This window comes from Streptomyces sp. IMTB 2501 (assembly GCF_001953885.1).
Taxonomy (GTDB): Bacteria; Actinomycetota; Actinomycetes; order Streptomycetales; family Streptomycetaceae; genus Streptomyces.
In genome coordinates, this window is record NZ_MQUS01000006.1 from 26200 (window position 1) to 45583 (window position 19384).

General features: G+C 71.1%; 15 protein-coding genes and 1 pseudogene. 11 read left to right on the plus strand and 5 right to left on the minus strand.

All coding sequences use genetic code 11. The annotated features are described in order from the left end of the window. Together AV521_RS12295 and AV521_RS12300 are read left to right on the plus strand one after the other, a co-directional pair. Positions 1 to 1590, plus strand: coding sequence for a hypothetical protein (locus tag AV521_RS12295; RefSeq protein WP_076087538.1), 1590 nt, complete (start codon positions 1 to 3; stop codon positions 1588 to 1590). Next, complete coding sequence (locus AV521_RS12300; protein WP_076087540.1) at positions 1587 to 2306, plus strand: TIR domain-containing protein; 720 nt, start codon at positions 1587 to 1589, stop codon at positions 2304 to 2306. The genes AV521_RS12295 and AV521_RS12300 overlap by 4 nt, the downstream gene beginning before the upstream one ends. Before the next feature lie 72 nt (positions 2307 to 2378). Here the strand turns inward: AV521_RS12300 and AV521_RS12305 are convergent, their stop codons facing one another. Beyond that, the gene (locus tag AV521_RS12305) at positions 2379 to 3275 is read right to left on the minus strand and encodes a macro domain-containing protein (RefSeq protein ID WP_076087541.1); all 897 of its coding nucleotides are present in this window, start codon (positions 3273 to 3275) and stop codon (positions 2379 to 2381) included. 62 nt (positions 3276 to 3337) lie between these two features. Here AV521_RS12305 and AV521_RS12310 point away from each other — a divergent pair, with 62 nt between their 5' ends. After that, on the plus strand, positions 3338 to 4726 hold the full coding sequence (locus tag AV521_RS12310; protein ID WP_256725518.1) for a macro domain-containing protein: 1389 nt from the start codon (positions 3338 to 3340) through the stop codon (positions 4724 to 4726). 112 nt (positions 4727 to 4838) lie between these two features. Here AV521_RS12310 and AV521_RS12315 read toward each other — a convergent pair whose 3' ends face one another. Next, the gene (locus tag AV521_RS12315; protein WP_076087543.1) at positions 4839 to 6344 is read right to left on the minus strand and encodes a ricin-type beta-trefoil lectin domain protein; all 1506 of its coding nucleotides are present in this window, start codon (positions 6342 to 6344) and stop codon (positions 4839 to 4841) included. Between the two features lie 103 nt (positions 6345 to 6447). Between AV521_RS12315 and AV521_RS12320 the strand changes: the two genes are divergently transcribed. The 3 genes from AV521_RS12320 to AV521_RS12330 all read left to right on the plus strand — a co-directional run bounded on the left by AV521_RS12320 (position 6448) and on the right by AV521_RS12330 (position 10997). After that, positions 6448 to 7845 (plus strand): aspartate ammonia-lyase, encoded by a 1398-nt coding sequence (locus AV521_RS12320; RefSeq protein WP_076087545.1) that lies wholly within the window; start codon positions 6448 to 6450, stop codon positions 7843 to 7845. Between the two features lie 94 nt (positions 7846 to 7939). Further along, positions 7940 to 8629: a DUF402 domain-containing protein gene (locus tag AV521_RS12325; protein ID WP_179023038.1), complete on the plus strand. Its 690-nt coding sequence runs from the start codon at positions 7940 to 7942 to the stop codon at positions 8627 to 8629. Positions 8630 to 8894: 265 nt separating this feature from the next. Further along, complete coding sequence (locus tag AV521_RS12330; RefSeq protein ID WP_371917024.1) at positions 8895 to 10997, plus strand: SpoIIE family protein phosphatase; 2103 nt, start codon at positions 8895 to 8897, stop codon at positions 10995 to 10997. Between the two features lie 86 nt (positions 10998 to 11083). Here the strand turns inward: AV521_RS12330 and AV521_RS12335 are convergent, their stop codons facing one another. After that, the gene (locus tag AV521_RS12335) at positions 11084 to 13441 is read right to left on the minus strand and encodes a transglycosylase domain-containing protein (protein ID WP_076087547.1); all 2358 of its coding nucleotides are present in this window, start codon (positions 13439 to 13441) and stop codon (positions 11084 to 11086) included. A 230-nt stretch (positions 13442 to 13671) separates the two neighbouring features. Here AV521_RS12335 and AV521_RS12340 point away from each other — a divergent pair, with 230 nt between their 5' ends. From AV521_RS12340 to AV521_RS12360, 5 genes are all read left to right on the plus strand, one after another. Then, a complete protein-coding gene (locus tag AV521_RS12340) occupies positions 13672 to 14607 on the plus strand; it encodes an SPFH domain-containing protein (protein ID WP_076087549.1) in 936 nt (311 codons plus the stop codon). After that, the gene (locus tag AV521_RS12345) at positions 14553 to 14837 is read left to right on the plus strand and encodes a hypothetical protein (protein WP_371917025.1); all 285 of its coding nucleotides are present in this window, start codon (positions 14553 to 14555) and stop codon (positions 14835 to 14837) included. Before AV521_RS12340 ends, AV521_RS12345 begins: the two co-directional genes overlap by 55 nt. A gap of 94 nt (positions 14838 to 14931) precedes the next feature. Continuing rightward, positions 14932 to 15456 (plus strand): PadR family transcriptional regulator, encoded by a 525-nt coding sequence (locus AV521_RS12350; protein ID WP_076087551.1) that lies wholly within the window; start codon positions 14932 to 14934, stop codon positions 15454 to 15456. After that, positions 15453 to 16145 (plus strand): ABC transporter ATP-binding protein, encoded by a 693-nt coding sequence (locus tag AV521_RS12355; RefSeq protein WP_076087552.1) that lies wholly within the window; start codon positions 15453 to 15455, stop codon positions 16143 to 16145. Before AV521_RS12350 ends, AV521_RS12355 begins: the two co-directional genes overlap by 4 nt. 83 nt (positions 16146 to 16228) lie before the next feature. Then, entirely contained in the window at positions 16229 to 18541 is a 2313-nt protein-coding gene (locus AV521_RS12360; RefSeq protein WP_076087554.1) for an ABC transporter permease, read from the plus strand. Positions 18542 to 18604: 63 nt separating this feature from the next. On the opposite strand, the pseudogene AV521_RS50705 reads toward AV521_RS12360, so the two are convergent. Further along, positions 18605 to 18841 (minus strand): annotated as a pseudogene (locus AV521_RS50705) (hypothetical protein); the annotation flags it as partial. 116 nt (positions 18842 to 18957) lie between these two features. After that, positions 18958 to 19239, minus strand: coding sequence for a hypothetical protein (locus AV521_RS47615; RefSeq protein ID WP_305965165.1), 282 nt, complete (start codon positions 19237 to 19239; stop codon positions 18958 to 18960). Positions 19240 to 19384 lie beyond the last annotated feature (145 nt).

The following is a 19384-nucleotide window of genomic DNA, read 5'->3' on the forward strand; positions in this document are numbered from 1 at the left end:
ATGGCCAGTGACATCCTTTCCCCCTCCGCTCCGCCGCCGGAGCCGACCGGGTCCGCCCCGGGCCGCCCGGCCGGGGACGCCACGAGCAACGCGACCCGGCTGCTGTGCGCCGGCACCTATCTCGACCCGGTCTACCGGGCCACCGTCATCCGCGAACTGCTGACCCACCGCTTCCGGGTGGTGGCGCCGTCGTACGGCTACGACGCGGTGCCCGTGCTCGCGCACGCCCTGGCGGCGCGCCGGCTGCACCGCGCCCGGCTGGCCGTCCTCGGCGCGGGCCTCGTCCTCACGGTCGTCCTCATGGGCGCCGGCGTCCTCGACCCGGCCGCCGGGTGGCTGACGGCGCTGTGGCTGGTCTGGGTCACCGCGTATCTGCGCCGAGTCGTCACCCTGCAGACCCTGATGACCCGGCTGCGCCGCCGTACCGACCCGGCGAGCCCCACGAGCGGCTTCGACGGCGCCTACCCCGAGCACCCCCGGCTGACGGCCGAACTCGTGGCCAAGATCGACCGGGAGCAGCTGGCCGACGGCAGTCTGATCCGCTACGGCGGCTACAAACCGTTCGTCGGCGCGGGCGAGCCGGTGCGGCGGTGGTCCACCGCCGAGCTGCTGATCGGGGCGCCGGCCCCCGTGTACGAGCAGCACCAGCACTTCCCGGGCGAGCCCCCGGCGGCCGCCGCGGGCGGCCAGGAGCCGAGGCGGAAGGAGGTCGTCGCCTTCACCGCCGACGAGATCACCGCCTATGTCGCCGACCGCATGAGCGCGGACCTGCGTGACCGGGCCCGGCAGCCGGCGCGGATCGACGGACTCGCCGTCGAGCGCAGCACGTTCACCACGGCCGTCACGACCCGGCTCGGGGTGTGGGAGCCGGCCCGGGACAAGCGGGACGGCCACTGGGAGGACGGCTACGACTCACCACGCGCCTACCTGTGCGTGCGGGTGGGCACGTGGAACCAGGAGCTGGTGACCACGGCGTTCGTCGGCTTCGACCTCAAGGGCAACACCCTGCACACCGAGTTCTACTCGTATGTGCTGGCGCCGATCCAGGCGAGCTTCCATCTGGTGGACCGGCTGCCCGCCGCACTGAACGGCCGGCTGCTGCTCAAGGTCGCGTGGCACACCCTGCGCAGTACTCCCGGGGCCGCGCTGCGCCCCGTCCTCGGCCGGCTGCGCTCCTGGCTGCCCGGCCTGCTGCCCTGGCGGTGGGGCAAGGTCCGCGTCATGGTGCTGCAGCCGCCCGACACCAGCGAGTTCCGCCTCGGCCGCTACGCGGACACCGTGCTGAACCGTGGGGCGCTCACCAGCATCCGCGAGATGGCGACCAGCGACGACTTCCACGTCTTCTTCCAGGAGACGGACACGATCAAGTACACGCAGATCGTGGAGCGCCAGCTGCTGCAGGTCATCCGTGACTTCCTGTACGAGCACAACGTGGACGTGGCGGAGCACGAGGCCCGCCAGACGAACATCCTCAACTCCTATGGAAACAACAACAACTTCGTGAACAACAACAACGGCGGCAACGTCAACTCCGGGCCGCAGCACTTCCATCACGGTCCCGAGGGCGGGCAGGGGGCGGGAACCTCATGAGCAACAGTCCCGGCTTGGGGCACCACAGCAACTACGTGAACAACAACAACGGCGGCAACGTCAACTCGGGGACACAGACATTCCACGGCGGCACGGCCGCGGCCGCCGCTCCGGCCGCCCCGGCGCAGGGCGGCCCCGGTGCCGGTCCGTCCCCGGACCGCAGCCGCAACGTCTTCGTCGTCCACGGACGGGACGAGGAGGCGCGGCTCAAGGTGTTCGACCTGCTGCGTCTGCTCGATCTACGGCCGCTGGAGTGGGAGGACCTGGTCAGAGCGACCGGCAAGACGGCGCCGTTCCTCGGCGAGGTCATCGCGCAGGCCCCCGCGCAGGCCCAGGCGGCGCTGGTGCTGCTCACACCGGACGACATCGTCCAGCTGCACCCGGATCTTCGGGGCCCGAGCGAGCCGCCGTTCGAGAGCGAGCCGACCGGGCAGCCCCGGCCGAACGTGCTGATCGAACTGGGCATGCTGCTGATGGCCTACCCGGAGCGCACGCTGCTGGTGGAGATCGGCGCGCTGCGTCAGATCTCCGACATCGGGGGCATGAACGTCATCCGGTTCGACGGCTCGGCGACCGCTCTGGGCAAGATCGTCGAACGGCTGAAGCTGGCCGGTTGCCGGGTCAACGACACCGGCTCGGACTGGCGCCAGACCTGGCCGTACCGCCATCTGTCGGCGTACGCCCGCTCCGGGCGGGCGGCGCCGCCGGCCCGCTGAGACCGCGGTACGGGCCCGCCGGCCGGGGGACGGGCCCGTACCGCTCAGGCGATCCCCGGCGGGCACCCGGCGTCAGGGGTGACGGCGGGCACCCGCCGCGAGGCCGGCCAGGAACGCGCCGGTCTCCGGAAGGTCGATCCGGTCCAGCTCGCCGGGGCGGATCACCACGTGCAGTTCCCGGCAGACCAGCCGCTCCCACGAGTGCGTGACGAACGACAGCAGGATCAGCCGCAGCAGGCTGTCCTCGTCGAGGTCGTGCAGCCGGGCGAGCCCGGCGCCGGTCAGCGGCATGGTGACGCGCTCCAGCTGGGCGTGCCGGTGGACCGCGTCCCACAGCCGGTCCAGGCCGAACCACAGGTCGTGCACGCTGGAGGAGGCGACGCAGTCGTTGCCCATCCGGCTGTAGGCGACGGCGAAGACCAGCTGGGGCCTGGTGCCGAGGACGGCGACGGTCCCGGCCCGGTACCGGTTCCGTTTGCCCCGCGGCTTGTCCTCCACCCGCTCCCGCGCCACCGGAGCCGTCCCGTCCAGCGCCACGGCCAGCTCCGCGTCCAGCAGCCGGGCATCCCCCGCGTAACGGCGGGTGAGCAACTGCCCCTGCACACTGCCGTCGTTGATGACGACGGCGTCGTCCACGAAGGTGTCGAAGGTGTCGGTGAACCCCACCACCAGATGACCCGGCTGGTCGAAGAGGTCGCCCTCCTCGACCACCACCGTCATCCCGGGGCGCCCGAACTCCTGCCGCACCGTGGACTGCGGGCGTGCCCTGGCCAGTCCCCAGGCCAGGCACAGGGCGACGGAACCGGCCAGGACCGGCCCCGGAGGGGACACGGCGGCCGGGAACAGCTGCCCCACGAACTGCACGACGGCCGACACGGCACCGAAGGCCGCCAGCACACTGCCGGCGAATGCCCGCCGTCCGCGCCGCGACCATCGCGAACCGGTGAGCCGCGAAACGGACAATCGCATGATTTCCTCCAGGTCCTGTTGCTACGCTGACGCACAGTCACGCGGCGGAGGGGGCGAAGCGCGTGCAGATCGGCATATCGCGCGTACGCGTGGGCGTCCTGGGTCCCGTACGGCTGGACGTGAACGGCACCGAGGTACGCCTCACTCCGCTGACGGCCCGTCTGCTGGTCCGGCTGGTCGCGGCCGACGGTGAGGCCGTGACGGCCCGTCGGCTGTACCGGGACGTCTGGCAGCAGACCGTCGAGCTGCCGCGCCAGGAGCTGCGCAACCGCAACGAGGTGCAGAAGCGGATCCTGGAGCTGCGGCGCGCGTTCGACCTCGCCGGGCCGGGGTACGGCGCCCGGATCATCCGCACCGGACAGCTGCCGTCCCCGCGCGGCGCCCAGAGCACCTACCAACTGGACCTGTCCGAGGACGAGTTGGACAGCGCCGAGTTCACCCGGCTGGTCGGTGACGCGCTGCACGCGGCACCGGCCTCGGCCGTCCGGCTGCTCGCGGACGCGCTGCGGCTCTGGCGCGGCCGGCCGCTGACCGAGGTGCACGAGGAGGACTTCGCGTTCGCCCCGGTCCGACGGCTGACCCAGCTCCGGGAGACGGCGCGGCGCGAACTGATCAACGGACACACCGCGCTGGCCCGCTACGACCTCGCCCTGCCGGTGGCCGAACAGACCGTCCGGGAACGGCCCGACGACCCCGAGGCCGCCGCCGTCCTCGCCCGGCTGAACGCCCGGCTGCGTGAGCGGCACGGCGACGAGCTGCTGCGCCACACCCTGCGCGGGCTGCGGGTGGACGTGGTCGTGGTGCGCGGCGATCTGTTCGACCAGGAGGACGCCAACCTGGTCGTGGGGTTCTCCGACACCTTCGACACCTTCGCCGACGACGTCGTGATCAGCCGGGAGAGCGTGCAGGGCCAGCTGGTCGACCGCCTCTTCCAGGGCCGGCACCGGCTCCTGGACGACAAGCTGCGCCGCGGGCTGGGCGCGTTCACCCCGCTGGGCAGGGAGAGCGTCCACACGAAGCGGCGCGGCCGGCGCACCCGTTTTCCCATCGGGACGGTGGTGGCGGTGCCCGTCGGCCGACGCCGGGTCTTCGCCGTGGCCTACTCCCGGCTGGGCAACGACCTGCGCGCCCGGTCCGGACCGGCGGACCTGCGGCTGAGCCTGGAGCGGCTGTGGCCGTCGGTCGCCCGGCACGGGCTGTTCAAACCGGTGGCGATACCGCTGATCGGCGCGGGTCTGTCCCGCATAGTCGAACTGGACCGCACCCAGCTCGTGCTGCTGATCGTCGAGACCTTCACGGCGAGCCTGCGCCAGGACCCGGCAGCCTCCCCGGAGCTGCGCATCGTCATCCGCGCCGACGAGCTGGAGCGGACCGATCTCTCGGCGGTCGAGGCGTACCTGCGCGGCGTCGACGAACGGGGTCCGGCCTCCCCGCCGGCCACGGTGCGCTGATCTGCTCACCCCTCCAGCAAAGGCCGGTCCCCGCTTCCGCCGACAGCCGCCGCCCGCTTCCGGAACGCTTCCGGAAGCGGGCAGCGGATCGCTTTTCAGCGGGCCGGGTCGGTCAGCTGAAGCGCTGGGCCGCCGAGCCGTCGCAGGTCTGCAGCCGGACCCGGTCCCTCACCGCCGCCTGGGTGAGGCACAGCCCCGGTGCCGCCGCCGGCCGTATCGTCCCCGCCTCCCGGACGAACTGCTGGTTGGTGCCGCCGTGGCAGTTCCAGATGATCAGGCCGGTGCCGGCCGTGTAGGACGCACCCGGTACGTCCAGGCACCGGTCGTGGGTCAGCTCCAGATGGAAGGAGCGCTGCCCGGGGTCGTACCACCAGCCCTGGTTGCGGCCGCCGTGGCAGTCCCAGCCGAGTACCTCCGTTCCGTTCGTGCTCGAACCCCCGGATGCGTCGAGGCAGTTGCCTGTGGCCGCGTCGGTCAGCGGGCGGAACGCGTCGTCCCAGGCGCCCGGGTACAGCTTCGGGCTGCCGGTGCTCGCCGGGTCGGCGCAGCCCGCCTCGCGGTAGCCGGAGTCGTAGAACTGGGTCAGGCAGGACGCGAAGGCGCCGTGGCCCCGGTAGTTGGGGTGGAAGGACTGCCGTACCGAGTTGGAGTCGGGCGGGAAGGGGTTGGTGAGGTCGATGTACAGGCCGCGCGCCCAGGTGTCCTCCATGCAGACCTCGTGGCCGTGGAAGAGCCGGGAGTCGTCGAGGTAGTACGCGCCGCTCTGCTCGGCGGCCTCGCGCATCCCGCGTTCGAAGAGCGGGACGGCGGTGTTCCGGCCCCAGGCGGCGTCGGAGTCGTAGCCCATGCAGCCGCCCGCCAGCTTGCCCGGGAAGTTCGGGTTGTCGTGGATGTCGGGGCCGATCGGGCTCGGATAGCCCATGAGGACGAGCTTGTAGTCGCCGTCGCCGTCGCCCGCGTCGCGCATGACCGTCTTCAGGTCGGCGACGGTCGCCTCCACCTTCGGGACCAGCCCGTCGACCCGGGCCTGCCAGCCGGGGTCGTATTTCGGCCGGCAGGGGCCCTGGAGGGTGACGTAGCGGGTGACGCAGTCGGTCATGACGGGGCCGAACTGGAGGTCGTCGTTGGCGCCGATGACCAGCACGATCATCTTGATCCGGGTGTTGCGGGCCTTGATGGCGAGGCTGTCGCTCTGCACGAGTTCGTCGGCGTACTGCTTGCTGCCGCCGATACGGATGTTGCCGGTGGAGGCACCCGAACAGGCGACGTTGTAGGTGAGGTCCGCGGGGATGCCGGTGCGGTGGATGGCGGAGTCGGGCGAGCGGTGGCACCAGTTGTCGGGGCCGTCGGTGCCGGCCTCGTAGGTGCCGACGCCCTCGCCGGAGATCTCGCTGTCGCCGAGGGAGATCAGGGCGGTCCTGCGGTCGGCCAGGGGCCGCTCGGCCGGGTCGCCGTAGAGGGCGCCCGCCTCGGCGGCGCGGATGCGCTCCAGGTCTGGCGGCAGCGCGGTGGCGGCCGGGGCCGCGTGGGCGGCGGGGGCCGTGAGGCCCGCGAACACGGTGGCGGCCGCCGCGACAGCGACGGCCGTCCCTCTGATCCTGGATCTGAAGCGGTGCATGACGCCTCCCCGAAGCAGGTGTTACCCGGGGTATTTACTGGCGGGTAGTCCCATAGGGAATACACATGCGGCGACATGTGCTCACTTTTTCGGAGGTACGACGATGACGACCGAAGAGCCGCAGTACCGGATCGAGCACGACTCGATGGGCGAGGTCCGGGTCCCGGCCCATGCCAAGTGGCGGGCGCAGACGCAGCGCGCCGTGGAGAACTTCCCCGTGTCCGGACAGCGGATCGAGCGGGCGCACATCGAGGCGCTGGCGCGGATCAAGGCGGCCGCCGCGCAGGTGAACGCCGAACTCGGCGTGCTGGACAAGGAGGTGGCCGAGGCGATCCAGGAGGCCGCCGCGGAGGTCGTCGCGGGGACGTGGGACGAGCACTTCCCGGTGGACGTGTTCCAGACCGGGTCCGGGACCTCGTCCAACATGAACACCAACGAGGTCATCGCGACCCTGGCGAGCGAGCGGCTGGGCCGGGACGTACACCCCAACGACCACGTCAACGCCTCGCAGTCGTCCAACGACGTGTTCCCCTCCTCGATCCACATCGCCGCCACCGCGGCCGTCACGCACGACCTGGTCCCGGCGCTGGAACACCTCGCCGGCTCCCTGGCCCGCAAGTCCGAGGAGTTCACCGACGTCGTGAAGTCGGGGCGGACGCATCTGATGGACGCCACGCCCGTGACCCTCGGCCAGGAGTTCGGCGGGTACGCGGCCCAGGTGCGGTACGGCATCGAGCGGCTTCGGGCCTCCCTCCCCCGCCTCGCCGAGCTGCCGCTGGGCGGCACCGCCGTCGGCACCGGCATCAACACCCCGCCCGGATTCTCCGCCGCCGTCATCCAGGAGGTCGCCCGGACCACCGGGCTGCCGCTCACGGAGGCCCGCGACCACTTCGAGGCGCAGGGCGCCCGGGACGGGATCGTGGAGACCAGCGGACAGCTGCGGACCATCGCGGTCGGGCTGACGAAGATCGCCAACGATCTGCGCTGGATGTCCTCCGGGCCGCGCACCGGGCTCGCCGAGATCCGGCTGCCCGATCTGCAGCCGGGGTCGTCCATCATGCCGGGCAAGGTCAACCCGGTCGTACCGGAAGCCGTGTTGATGGTCGCCGCGCAGGTCATCGGCAACGACGCCACCATCGCCACCGCCGGAGCCGCCGGGAACTTCGAGCTGAACGTCATGCTCCCGGTCATCGCCAAGAACGTGCTGGAATCGATCCGGCTGCTCGCCAATGTCTCGCGGCTGCTGGCCGACCGGACGGTCGACGGCATCACCGCTGACCGGGAGCGGACCCGCGAGTACGCCGAGTCCTCCCCGTCCGTGGTCACCCCGCTCAACAAGTACATCGGCTACGAGGAGGCCGCGAAGGTCGCCAAGAAGTCCCTCGCGGAGCGCAAGACCATCCGGCAGGTCGTGCTGGAGGGCGGGTACGTGGAGCGCGGCGATCTGACGCTGGAGCAGCTCGACGAGGCGCTGGATGTCCTGCGGATGACGCGTCCGTAACCGCGAGCGAACATTTCCGGCCACCGGCGGCCCGGTCGCGCGGACCGTGATGTGCGCCGCAGCGTCGTATGCCTACGGCACCTAATATCTGTCCATGACGGACGACGGAGCGATGACACGCGTGGACGCGGGACCTGCGACGCACTGGACCCCCGGGACCGGGATCCTGTGGCGCTACCGGGAGAACGCGGGCGAGCACTTCCACATCGCCCGGCCCGTCACCGTCGTACGCGACGACGAGGATCTGCTCGCGGTGTGGCTGGCCCCCGGCACCGAGTGCATGAAGCCGGCCCTGGCCGACGGCACGCCCGTGCATCTGGAGCCGCTGCAGTCCCGCTACACCAAGCCGCGCACGGTGCAGCGGGACCGCTGGTTCGGCACGGGCGTGCTGAAGCTGGCCCAGCCCGGCCGGCCCTGGTCGGTGTGGCTGTTCTGGGATCCGGGCTGGCGGTTCAAGAACTGGTACGTCAACCTCGAACAGCCCCTGGCCCGTTGGGCGGGCGGGGTGGACTCCGAGGACTACTTCCTGGACATCTCCGTGCACCCCGACCGCAGCTGGCACTGGCGTGACGAGGACGAGTTCGCGCAGGCCCAGCGGGACGGGCTGATGGACGCGGCCACCGCCGATCGGGTCCGGGTGGCCGGGCGGGACGCGGTGGACGTGATCGAGGCCTGGGGACCGCCGTTCGCGGACGGCTGGCAGCACTGGCGCCCGGATCCGTCCTGGGCGGTACCTTCTCTCCCCGAGGACTGGGACCGTACGCCCGCGCACGTGTCCTCATGAGACCCTTGATGCGCCCCCGGGCACAAAACGTAGGATCGTCCTCCGCAAGGGCGCACCAGTGCAACTCCCGGAGCATGCGCCGGGCTTGACCTATCGTCACCGAGGGGCGGCAGCACGTGAGCGAGGGGTACGACGGCGTAACCACCGCGATCGGAGGCGGCACGGAAACCTCTGAGCACGCGGAAATTCCGTTCCTGGGGCACGTATTGCGGGTATCGGGACTTCTGCGGGAGCAACTGCGCGCCCGGCGCGCAGTGCCGTACGGATGGATGCGACACGCGTGACGGAGCAGCCCACCTCCTTCGAGCGCCCCCAGGGCGCCGACCCCGCGGAGGGCCGCGGGGCGCTCCGGCATACCCCGAAGCAGCTCGGCGGGTCCGCCGCCTTACCGGTCCAGGCCCGGACCGACGGCACGCCCTCCGGCCCGGGGACGACCACGCCCTGCGGCAAGGGGAACAAGGGGAAGGAGCCCCCAGTCAACGGCCCCGAGCACTCCCAGCCCGCCGCCGCCGAACCCGGCGCACACCGCCCGCGCCCCGCACCGGAGGGCATCCCGCCGCAGCCCGGCGCCGAGCAGGAGCGGGCACCGGGCGGTCAGGACCGCCGTACCGGGCACGCTCTGCCGCCGGGCCGGCCGACGCCGATGCGGCGCGACGGGGACCGGCTGAGATTCGTGGGCGCGGCCACCCGGCGGATCGCGCGCGGCCTCGATCTGGACGAGATCGTGATGGGCCTGTGCCGGGCGACCGTACCGACGTTCTCGGACGCGATCCTGGTCTATCTGCGCGACCCGCTGCCGGTCGGCGACGAGCGGCCCACCGGGCCCGTGGTGCTGCGACTGCGCCGTACCGACCGGATCCCGGAGGAGCGGGACAACGACGGTGTGCTGCTGCCGCCCGCCTTCGAGCAGGAGCCGGAGCCGAGCGCGCTGGCCGAGCTGTCCTCCCTGACCACCGAGCTGTGCGAGGTGCGCCCCGGCGGCGCGCTGAACGAGGTGCTGCGCGGGGTGCGGCCGGTGTTCGCGGAAGCGCCCGCCGCCCGGGCCGCGCTGCCCGAACTGCTCGGCGAGGGCACCGAGACGGTCGTACCGTCCGGGCAGCACGCGATCCTCGCGCCGCTGCGCGGCCGGCGCCGGGTGATCGGCGCGGCACTGTTCCTGCGCCGCCCGGAGCGGCTCGCGTTCGAGGCCGACGACCTGCTGGTGGCGGCCCAGCTGGCCACGCACAGCGCGCTCGGTATCGACAAGGCGGTGCTGTACGGCCGGGAGGCCTATATCGCCGACGAGCTGCAGCGCACCATGCTGCCCGAGACCCTGCCCCGCCCGACCGGGGTGCGGCTGGCCTCGCGCTACCTGCCGGCCGCCGAGACCGCGCGGGTCGGCGGCGACTGGTACGACGCGATCCCGCTGCCGGGCAGCCGGGTGGCCCTCGTCGTCGGTGACGTCATGGGGCACTCCATGACCTCGGCGGCGATCATGGGCCAGCTGCGCACGACCGCGCAGACGCTGGCGGGGCTCGATCTGCCGCCGCAGGAGGTGCTGCACCACCTGGACGAGCAGGCGCAGCGGCTCGGCACCGACCGCATGGCCACCTGTCTGTACGCCGTCTACGACCCGGTCACACACCGCATCACCATCGCCAACGCCGGCCATCCGCCGCCCGTGCTGCTGCATCTGGGCGGCCGGGCCGAGGTGCTGCGGGTGCCACCGGGTGCGCCCATCGGGGTCGGCGGGGTCGACTTCGAGGCGGTCGAGCTGGACGCGCCCGCCGGGGCCACGCTGCTCCTCTACACCGACGGCCTGGTGGAGTCCCGGCTGCGGGACGTGTGGACCGGCATAGAGCAGCTGCGGGAAAAGCTCGCCGCGACCGCCCAGTTGACCGGCCCCGACCATCCGCCGCCGCTGGAAGCCCTGTGCGACGAGGTCCTGGACATGCTCGGACCGGGCGACCGGGACGACGACATCGCGCTCCTCGCGGCCCGCTTCGACGGGATCGCGCCGAGCGATGTCGCGTTCTGGCGGCTGGAGCCGGAGGAGACGGCCCCCGGGCAGGCCCGCCGGCTGGCCCGGCGCGCGCTCGCCCGCTGGGATCTGGAGGATCTGTCGGACTCGGTGGAGCTGCTGGTCAGCGAAGTCGTGACGAACGCCGTACGGTACGCGTCCCGGCCGGTGACGCTCCGGCTGCTGCGCACGGACGTGCTGCGCTGCGAGGTCGGCGACGACGTGCCGCAACTGCCGCGGCTGCGCCAGGCGCGGGCCACGGACGAGGGCGGCCGCGGCCTGTACCTGGTCAACAGGCTGGCCCGGCGCTGGGGCGCGACCCGGCTGAGCACGGGCAAGGTGGTCTGGTTCGAGCTGAACCGGAGCTGAGCCGGTCCTGTGGATCCAGCCGCTCTTCTGGATCTACGACACGAAGGGCGCCCGGGGAGTCCCGGGCGCCCTTCGCGTATGCGCTCCTACTGGCCGAAGTTCTGTCCGCCGCCCGGATCGAGCGGGTTGCCCGAGATACCGCCCGTCGGCGACTGCGTCGGCGACTGCGTGGGGCTCTGCGTCGGCGACTGCGTGGGCGACTGGGTCGGTGTGTGCGACGGACTGTGGGACGGCGACGTGGAGGTCGACGGCGTGCTGGACGGCGTGTGCGACGGGGTGCGGGACGGCGTCGAGGAGGGCGTCGGCGTGTAGGTCGGCTGGACGGCCGCGCCCTGCGTGGTGTTCAGGTCGAACTTGCTGACGTCGCCCATCGCGTTGAATGTGTAGGCGGCCCAGATCTTCGCCGGGTAGCCGCCGCCGTTGATGCGGCCGCCGCCCGTGGTGATGAGGCCCGTGGCGCCCGTCAGCGGAACCTGGGCGTGGGACTTGGCGGACTCGCCGAACAGGCCGACCGAGGTGACCAGGCCGGGCGTGTAGCCGGTGAACCAGGCCGACTTGTTGTTGTCGGACGTACCCGTCTTGCCGGCGACCTGCTGGCCGTTGCGCGCCGGGTTCTGCGCCACCGAGTCGCTGGCCGTACCGTCGTCGACCACACCGGTGAGCACCGAGGTGACCGTGTCGGCGGCCTCGCGGGGGATCACCTGGTCGCCGATCGGGTCCGGCAGGGTGACGCTGCTGTCCTTGTGGTCGGCCGACTTGATGATCGCCGGGGTGACCTTCACGCCGTGGTTGGCGAGGGTCGCGTAGATGCCGGACATCTCCAGCGGGCTGGCGCCCATCGAGCCCAGCGTCTGTGCGGGGACCGCCTCCATGCCCTTGGTGTCCATACCCAGCTTGCCGGCCACGGACATCACCTTGTCCATGCCCACGTCGACGCCCATCTGCGCGAAGACGGAGTTGACGGACTTGTTCATCGCCGTCTGGACGGTGATGGGGCCGTAGTCCTGCTTGTCCTCGTTCGGCGGGCCGAAGCCGACCTTGCCGCCGTGGTCCACGACCTCGCGCCCGCTGGTGCCGTCGTAGATCGTGCTCGCCGTGATGGGCTGGTTGTCCTGCGTCTGGGCGCTCTCGGCCAGAGCCGCGGCCAGGATCACCGGCTTGAACGTGGAGGCGGGCTGGTAGTCGCGGCGGGTCGCGTTGTTGGTGTAGTGCTGGAAGTAGTCCGCGCCGCCGTACATGGCGAGCACCTTGCCCGTCTTGGGGTCGACGGACACGGCACCCGGCTGGACGTCGCCGTCGACGGAGCGCTTCTTCGCGTTCAGCTTGCTGGTCAGCTGCTCCTTGACGGCCTGCTCCAGCTGGCGCTGCTTCTTCTTGTCGATGTTGAGCGTGATGGTCCAGCCGCCCTTTTTCACCAGCGCCTCGGCGTCACCGAGGGAGTTGGCCCTGCCCTGGGCGACCAGCTGCTTCTCCAGCTGGGTGTTGGCCGCGTCCACCAGGTAGCCGGTCTGGCCCTTCATACCGGGCGCGGCCTTGGGCGCCTTGGGGACCTCGAACTTCATGGCCTGGCGCTTGCTCGCGTCCAGCCAGTGCTGCTTGACCATGTTGTCCAGGACGTAGTTCCAGCGGGCCTGCGCGAACTTCTTGCCCGTGTCGCTGGCGATCGCCCAGTCGTACTGGTTCGGTGCCTGGAGCAGCGCCGCGAGGTAGGCGCCCTCCTGGACGGTGAGGTTCTTGGCGTCCTTGTGGTAGTACGCCTGTGACGCTGCCTGGATGCCGTAGGCGCCGCGGCCGTAGTAGCTGGTGTTGATGTAGCCCGCGAGGATGTAGTCCTTGGACTTCTGGCGGTCCAGCTTCAGCGAGATGACCAGTTCCTTCAGCTTGCGCGTGACGGTCTGGTTCTGGTCCAGGTAGTAGTTCTTGACGTACTGCTGGGTGATCGTCGAACCGCCCTGTGTGCCGCGCCCCATGACGGTGTTGAGCAGACCGCGGGCGGTGCCCTGAAGGTCGACGCCGGCGTCGTGGTAGAAGTTCTTGTTCTCGGCGGCGACGAAGGTGCGCTGGACGTCCTTGGGGACTTCGGTGAGGTCGACGCTCTCACGGTTGAGGTAGCCGGTGCGGGTGAGCATCGTGCCGTCGCTGTACTTGTAGATGTTGCTCTGCAACTGGGCGTCGGCGTTCCCCGCCGGGATGTCCACGTACATGTAGAGCCCGATGAAGGCGGCGATCACCAGCAGGCAGAGCCCGAAGAACGTCCCGAGGATCTTCTTCCAGGTGAACAGCCTGCGTATTCGGCCCTTGGGGGGCTTGCCGCCGCGACCCTTGGGGGGCCTGCCGGGCCTGCCCTCGGCCGGGGTGGCCGCCGTGGGCGCGGAGCGGTGGCGCCTGGGCGCCGCGCGGTGGCCACCGCGCTGTCGCGCTCGTCTCTCTTCCGCTCGTCCCATCGGTCCCTACGCTCGCTTCCGTCTCGGGGTCAGCTCCGAAAGCTAACACCCGTCTATATGACAAAGGACGCCCGATCCGTTCTTTTACGGACGTGACAATCAGCACCTGCTCCAAGGGAACCGACGGATCTGGAAGCCAGAGGGTTGCCTGGACCGCAAAAAGTGTTATCAGTTAGATAGAAGAAAGCTAGGCCTGCCACTGCAGGCCTCATGAGAAACGGGGCCCACCCATGACCGCACTCGACCCGGCCGCCACCGCGGACGTACCCGAGATGCCCGCGCCGCGGGTGCGCGAGTTCACCGCGCACAGCATCGGCGGGGGGCTCGCCCTGCTGCTCGGCCTGCTCGGGCTCGGCGCCACCGCCGCGCTGCTCGCCGGCGCCTCGGCCACCTCCTCCTCCGGCGCCAAGGCCGGGCTCATCGTCACCGGGATCGTCGTCTTCCTCGCCGCGATCATCTCGCTGCGCGGCCTGAACACGGTCGCGCCCGGCGAGGCCCGGGTCGTCCAGCTCTTCGGGCGCTACCGGGGCACGATCCGGCAGGACGGCCTGCGCTGGGTGAACCCCTTCACCTCGCGGACCCGGATCTCCACCCGGGTGCGCAACCACGAGACCGCCGTCCTGAAGGTCAACGACGCCTACGGCAACCCGATCGAGCTGGCCGCGGTCGTGGTCTGGAAGGTCCAGGACACCGCGCAGGCCACGTTCGAGGTGGACGACTTCACCGAGTTCGTCGCCACGCAGACCGAGACGGCCGTCCGGCACATCGCGATCGAGTACCCCTACGACGCCCACGACGAGGACGGCCTGTCGCTGCGCGGCAACGCCGAGGAGATCACCGAGAAGCTGGCCGTCGAGCTGCAAGTGCGCGTGGAGGCGGCCGGAGTTGAGATCATCGAGTCCCGCTTCACGCATCTCGCGTACGCTCCCGAGATCGCCTCGGCGATGCTCCAGCGGCAGCAGGCGGGGGCGGTCGTGGCCGCGCGGCGGCAGATCGTGGACGGCGCGGTCGGCATGGTCGAGGCGGCGCTCGCCCGGATCGCCGAGGCCGACATCGTGGAACTGGACGAGGAACGGAAGGCGGCGATGGTGTCCAACCTGATGGTCGTGCTGTGCGGGGACCGGGGCCCGCAGCCGGTCCTCAACACGGGATCCCTCTACCAGTGACGGACCCTTCGCAGGCTCCGAAGCGACGGCCGCAGCAGCGCAAGCAGGTGCTGCTGCGGCTGGACCCGTCCGTGTACGAGGCGCTCGCGCGGTGGGCCGGGGACGAGCTGCGGTCGGCCAACGCGCAGATCGAGTTCCTGCTGCGCAAGGCGCTGGCGGACGCGGGCCGGCTGCCTCGGGACACCAGCCCACTGCCGCGCAGAGGCAGGCCGCCCGTTTCGGAACCGTGACAATCGGCTCCCACCTGCACTGCCGTACTACGGGCCATGATCTGCACACTCCGCGTATACATGCCGCGTATACACCATGTGTAGAGTGCTTCGCATGTCCATCGGTCACACCCTCCTGGGGCTCCTGGAATCCGGCCCGCGTCACGGTTACGACCTGAAGCGGGCCTTCGACGAGAAGTTCGGTCACGACCGGCCACTGCACTACGGCCAGGTCTACTCCACGATGTCCCGGCTGCTGAAGCACGGCTATGTGGAGGTCGACGGCATCGAGGCCGGCGGCGGCCCCGAGCGCAAGCGGTACGCCATCACCGACGCCGGCATCACCGACGTCGAGCGCTGGCTCGCGACCCCGGAGAAGCCCGAGGAGTACCTCCAGTCGACCCTCTACACCAAGGTCGTCCTGGCGCTGCTGACCCACCGGAACGCGGCCGGCATCCTCGACGCCCAGCGCTCCGAGCACCTGCGCAGCATGCGGATCCTGACCGACCGCAAGCGCAAGGGCGATCTCGCGGACCAGCTGATCTGCGACCACGCGCTGTTCCACCTGGAGGCCGACCTGCGCTGGCTGGAACTGACCGCAGCGCGCCTCGACAAGCTCCGTGAGGCGGTGGCCAAGTGACTCCTCCCCCTGCCGGCTCCCTGCTCGCCGCCGAGAACCTGCACAAGGCCTACGGCCCCACCGTCGCGCTCGACGGCGCCGAATTCTCCATCCACCCCGGCGAGGTCGTCGCCGTGATGGGCCCCTCCGGCTCCGGCAAGTCGACGCTGCTGCACTGCCTCGCCGGCATCGTGCCGCCCGACTCCGGGTCCATCACCTACGACGGCCGCGAACTGTCCGGCATGAACGACGCCGAACGCAGCGCCCTGCGCCGGTCCGAGTTCGGTTTCGTCTTCCAGTTCGGCCAGCTCGTCCCGGAGTTGACCTGTGTGGAGAACGTGGCCCTCCCACTCCGGCTGAACGGCACCTCCCGCAAGCAGGCCGAGAGGGCCGCGCTCAGCTGGATGGAGCGCCTGGAGGTGGACGACCTCAAGGACAAGCGGCCCGGCGAGGTCTCCGGCGGCCAGGGGCAGCGCGTCGCGGTGGCGCGGTCGCTGGTCACGGGACCCCGCGTGGTGTTCGCCGACGAGCCGACCGGCGCGCTCGACTCCCTCAACGGCGAGCGCGTGATGGAGCTGCTGACCGACGCGGCCCGCTCCACCAACGCGGCCGTCGTCCTGGTCACGCACGAGGCCCGGGTGGCCGCCTACTCCGACCGGGAGATCGTCGTACGCGACGGCAAGTCTCGGGACATGGAGCGCGCGCTGTGACTTCCCGCCCGTCACCCACCACCACCCTGCCTGAGGCGCTGCGCGCCGCCCCTTCCAAATCCAAATGGTCCCGGGATCTGGGCATGGGCGTCCGGTTCGCCTTCACCGGCGGGCGCGAGGGCTGGATCCGGATGCTGCTGACGGCGGTCGGCGTCGGCCTGGGCGTGGCGCTGCTGCTGCTGACGACCGCGATCCCGAACGCGCTTGCGGTACGCGACCAGCGCGCCGAGGCCCGTCTGGACTACACCTACGGCCCGCACCGGGCGAAGGCCGCGAACACCCTGCTGATCTCCGACACCGACACGACGTACCGCGGCGAGGACGTCCGCGGCCGGCTGGTGGAGCCCGAGGGGCCGCGGGCACCGCTCGCCCCGGGTCTGTCGAAGTACCCGGCGCCGGGCGAGATGGTCGTCTCCCCCGCGCTGAAGGACCTGCTCGGCTCCGGCGAGGGCAAGCTGCTGCGCGAGCGGCTGCCGTACCGGATCGCCGGGACGATCGGCGAGAGCGGGCTCGTCGGTTCGCAGGACCTCGCCTATTACGCGGGCGCGACGAACCTGGCCCCGCACATCGACGGCTACCGGACGGCCCGGATCAGCCAGTTCGGGCACCCGGACACATCGTCCCCGACCAATCCGATGGACCCGGTCCTGATCCTGCTGGTGCTGGTCGTCTTCGCGGTGCTGCTGATGCCGGTCGCCGTGTTCATCGCCACCGCCGTACGGTTCGGCGGCGAGCGCCGCGACCGCAGGCTGGCCGCGCTGCGGCTGGTGGGCTCCGACAGCCGGATGACCCGCCGGATCGCGGCGGGCGAGGCACTCGCCGGAGCGCTCGTCGGGCTGGTCTTCGGCACCGTCTTCTTCCTGCTCGGCCGTGAGCTCGCGGGCTCGGTCGAGGTCGTGGGCATCAGTGTCTTCCCCAGTTACCTCAACCCCTCGCCCGCACTGGCCGCCCTGGTCGCGATCGCCGTTCCGGCGGCGGCGGTGCTGGTCACGCTGTTCGCGCTGCGCGGGGTGGTCATCGAGCCGCTGGGCGTGGTCCGTACGGCCAAGCCCACACGCCGCCGGCTGTGGTGGCGGCTGCTGCTGCCACTGGGCGGCCTGGCGTGCCTCACGCCGATGGTCGGACAGGGCCGCAACAACGGCAACTTCAACCAGTACCTGGTGATCGGCGGCGTCCTGCTGCTGCTCGTCGGCGTCACCGCGCTGCTGCCCTGGGTCGTCGAGGCCGTCGTGGCCCGGCTGGGCCGGGGCGGCATCGCCTGGCAACTGGCCGTACGAAGGCTGCAGTTGAGCAGCGGTACGGCGGCGCGCATGGTGAACGGCATCGCGGTCGCGGTGGCCGGGGCGATCGCGATGCAGATGCTGTTCGCGGGGATCCAGGGCGACTACACCAAGGTCACCGCGCAGCACACCGACCGGGTGCAGATGCAGGTCAACCTGCCGCGAGGCGTTCCCTTCGTCCCCGCCGCCGAGAAGTTCACCACGACCCAGGGCGTACGGAAGGCCACCTCGCTGGGCAGCACCGAACTGGGCGACCGGCGCTGGAGCCCCGACAAGGGGCCGGACAACACCGTCGGCCTCACCGTCGGCACCTGTGCCTCGCTGCGCGAGATGGCCGACCTGCCCAGCTGCCGCGACGGGGACGTCTTCGCGGTGACCGGCGGGGACCGGGACGCCGACGTGGCGAAGCTCGCCCGGCCCGGCCGCACGCTCCACCTCAACGCGAGCTACGGCACGGGCGACAGCCCGGACGTCGTGTGGACCGTACCGGGCGACATGAAACGGGGCCGCGCGCTCACCGGCCCGGTCGGGTACAAGGAGAGCGGTGTACTGATGACACCGGCGGCCGTGTCCCAGCGGATGAGCACGACGCTGACCGGATCGGTGTACCTCTCGCTGGACGAGTCGCTGCCGGACGCGCACGAGTACGTCCGCAACACGGCCGCGCGGATGGACCCGTTGGCGGACGCGATGGTGTGGTCGTCCACCGAGCGGTCGAAGCAGTTCACCTCCATCCGCACCGGAACGCTCGCCGGCGCCATCTGTGTGCTGGCCCTGATCGGCGCGAGCCTGCTGGTCTCCCAGCTGGAGCAGCTACGCGAACGCAGGAAGCTGCTGTCGTCGCTGGTCGCCTTCGGCACCCGGCGACGCACGCTGAGCATGTCGGTGCTCTGGCAGACGGCGATCCCGATCGCCCTGGGCCTGCTGCTCGCCTCGGCCGTCGGCCTGACGCTGGGCGCGGTACTGCTGAAGATGGTGGGCGCGACGGTCGGCGTGGACTGGCCGAGCGTGCTGTCCCTGACCGGCGCGGGCGCGGCGGTGGTCCTCACGGTCACCGCGCTGAGTCTGCCGCCTCTGGTCCGGATGATGCGCCCGGAGGGACTGCGTACGGAGTAGGAGCGAGCGCGGTGCGCCGTGGGCCCCCTCCCTCCCGGAGGGGGCCCACGGCCGGTTCCTCACCACGACGTCCTGCTGTTCGTTCATCCGCAGGAACAGGTGGGTGAGGTTCTCGCTGTTGACGAGGATCTCCAGGTCCAGGACCTCGGGCGGGTGGTTGTCGACGGTCTCGTACGACAGCAGCATCCCGGTGGACATGTCGACCACTCCGGCCGCGACGCAGTCGGGCGTCTCGGCGCGCAGCGACTCGAACAGGCTCATCACCTGGTCGGAAAAGCCCGTCATGCGCTTCGTCGCCATCCGTCACACCCCCTCTGGTGTCTTCTCGGTCAGGATCGATCCGATGCGGTCAAGGGCCGGGTGGGTCGCCTGGTGCAGACGCTTCACGTCCATCCCCTCGTCACCGAGGACCACCATCAGGGCGGTGTGGCGGCCCCGGCGCAGCCGTGCGCGATCAGCCCGGCGGCCGGCCAGCGCTGCGCGGACTCGCGCACCAGCCCCGCCCACTGCTCCCCGTCGATGCGCCCGGAGCGCGGAAGCAGCGCCTCGGCACCCGGGGCGCCGGGGCTCTCGGCCGCCACGACGAGTCCGTCCCGGAGATGAAAGGCACCGCCGGGGCTGCCCGGTAACCGCAGCTCCCCCGTGAATCCGTCACGCCCGCACGCGGTCAACGCGTGCGCGAGCCCGCCGTGATCCATCAGTCCCCTCGGTATTTCGCGCAGACGCCTGACGCGTCGCACCGAGGGGGTATGCGTATCAGCCGATCGGCATGTTTCAGCCGGTGATTCCCCACCTGGCCCGGACTGACGGAAGTTGGAGTTTCGAGCCGTTCACCTTGCTTTG

What these genes read in the sequence shown, in the direction of transcription:
- AV521_RS12295 (WP_076087538.1), top strand. Translation starts at nt 1, where the DNA reads ATGGCCAGTGACATCCTTTCCCCCTCCGCTCCGCCGCCGGAGCCGACC.
- AV521_RS12300 (WP_076087540.1), top strand. Translation starts at nt 1,587, where the DNA reads ATGAGCAACAGTCCCGGCTTGGGGCACCACAGCAACTACGTGAACAAC.
- AV521_RS12305 (WP_076087541.1), bottom strand. Translation starts at nt 3,275, where the DNA reads ATGCGATTGTCCGTTTCGCGGCTCACCGGTTCGCGATGGTCGCGGCGC.
- AV521_RS12315 (WP_076087543.1), bottom strand. Translation starts at nt 6,344, where the DNA reads ATGCACCGCTTCAGATCCAGGATCAGAGGGACGGCCGTCGCTGTCGCG.
- AV521_RS12320 (WP_076087545.1), top strand. Translation starts at nt 6,448, where the DNA reads ATGACGACCGAAGAGCCGCAGTACCGGATCGAGCACGACTCGATGGGC.
- AV521_RS12325 (WP_179023038.1), top strand. Translation starts at nt 7,940, where the DNA reads ATGACGGACGACGGAGCGATGACACGCGTGGACGCGGGACCTGCGACG.
- AV521_RS12330 (WP_371917024.1), top strand. Translation starts at nt 8,895, where the DNA reads ATGGATGCGACACGCGTGACGGAGCAGCCCACCTCCTTCGAGCGCCCC.
- AV521_RS12335 (WP_076087547.1), bottom strand. Translation starts at nt 13,441, where the DNA reads ATGGGACGAGCGGAAGAGAGACGAGCGCGACAGCGCGGTGGCCACCGC.
- AV521_RS12340 (WP_076087549.1), top strand. Translation starts at nt 13,672, where the DNA reads ATGACCGCACTCGACCCGGCCGCCACCGCGGACGTACCCGAGATGCCC.
- AV521_RS12350 (WP_076087551.1), top strand. Translation starts at nt 14,932, where the DNA reads ATGTCCATCGGTCACACCCTCCTGGGGCTCCTGGAATCCGGCCCGCGT.
- AV521_RS12360 (WP_076087554.1), top strand. Translation starts at nt 16,229, where the DNA reads ATGGGCGTCCGGTTCGCCTTCACCGGCGGGCGCGAGGGCTGGATCCGG.
- AV521_RS47615 (WP_305965165.1), bottom strand. Translation starts at nt 19,239, where the DNA reads ATGGATCACGGCGGGCTCGCGCACGCGTTGACCGCGTGCGGGCGTGAC.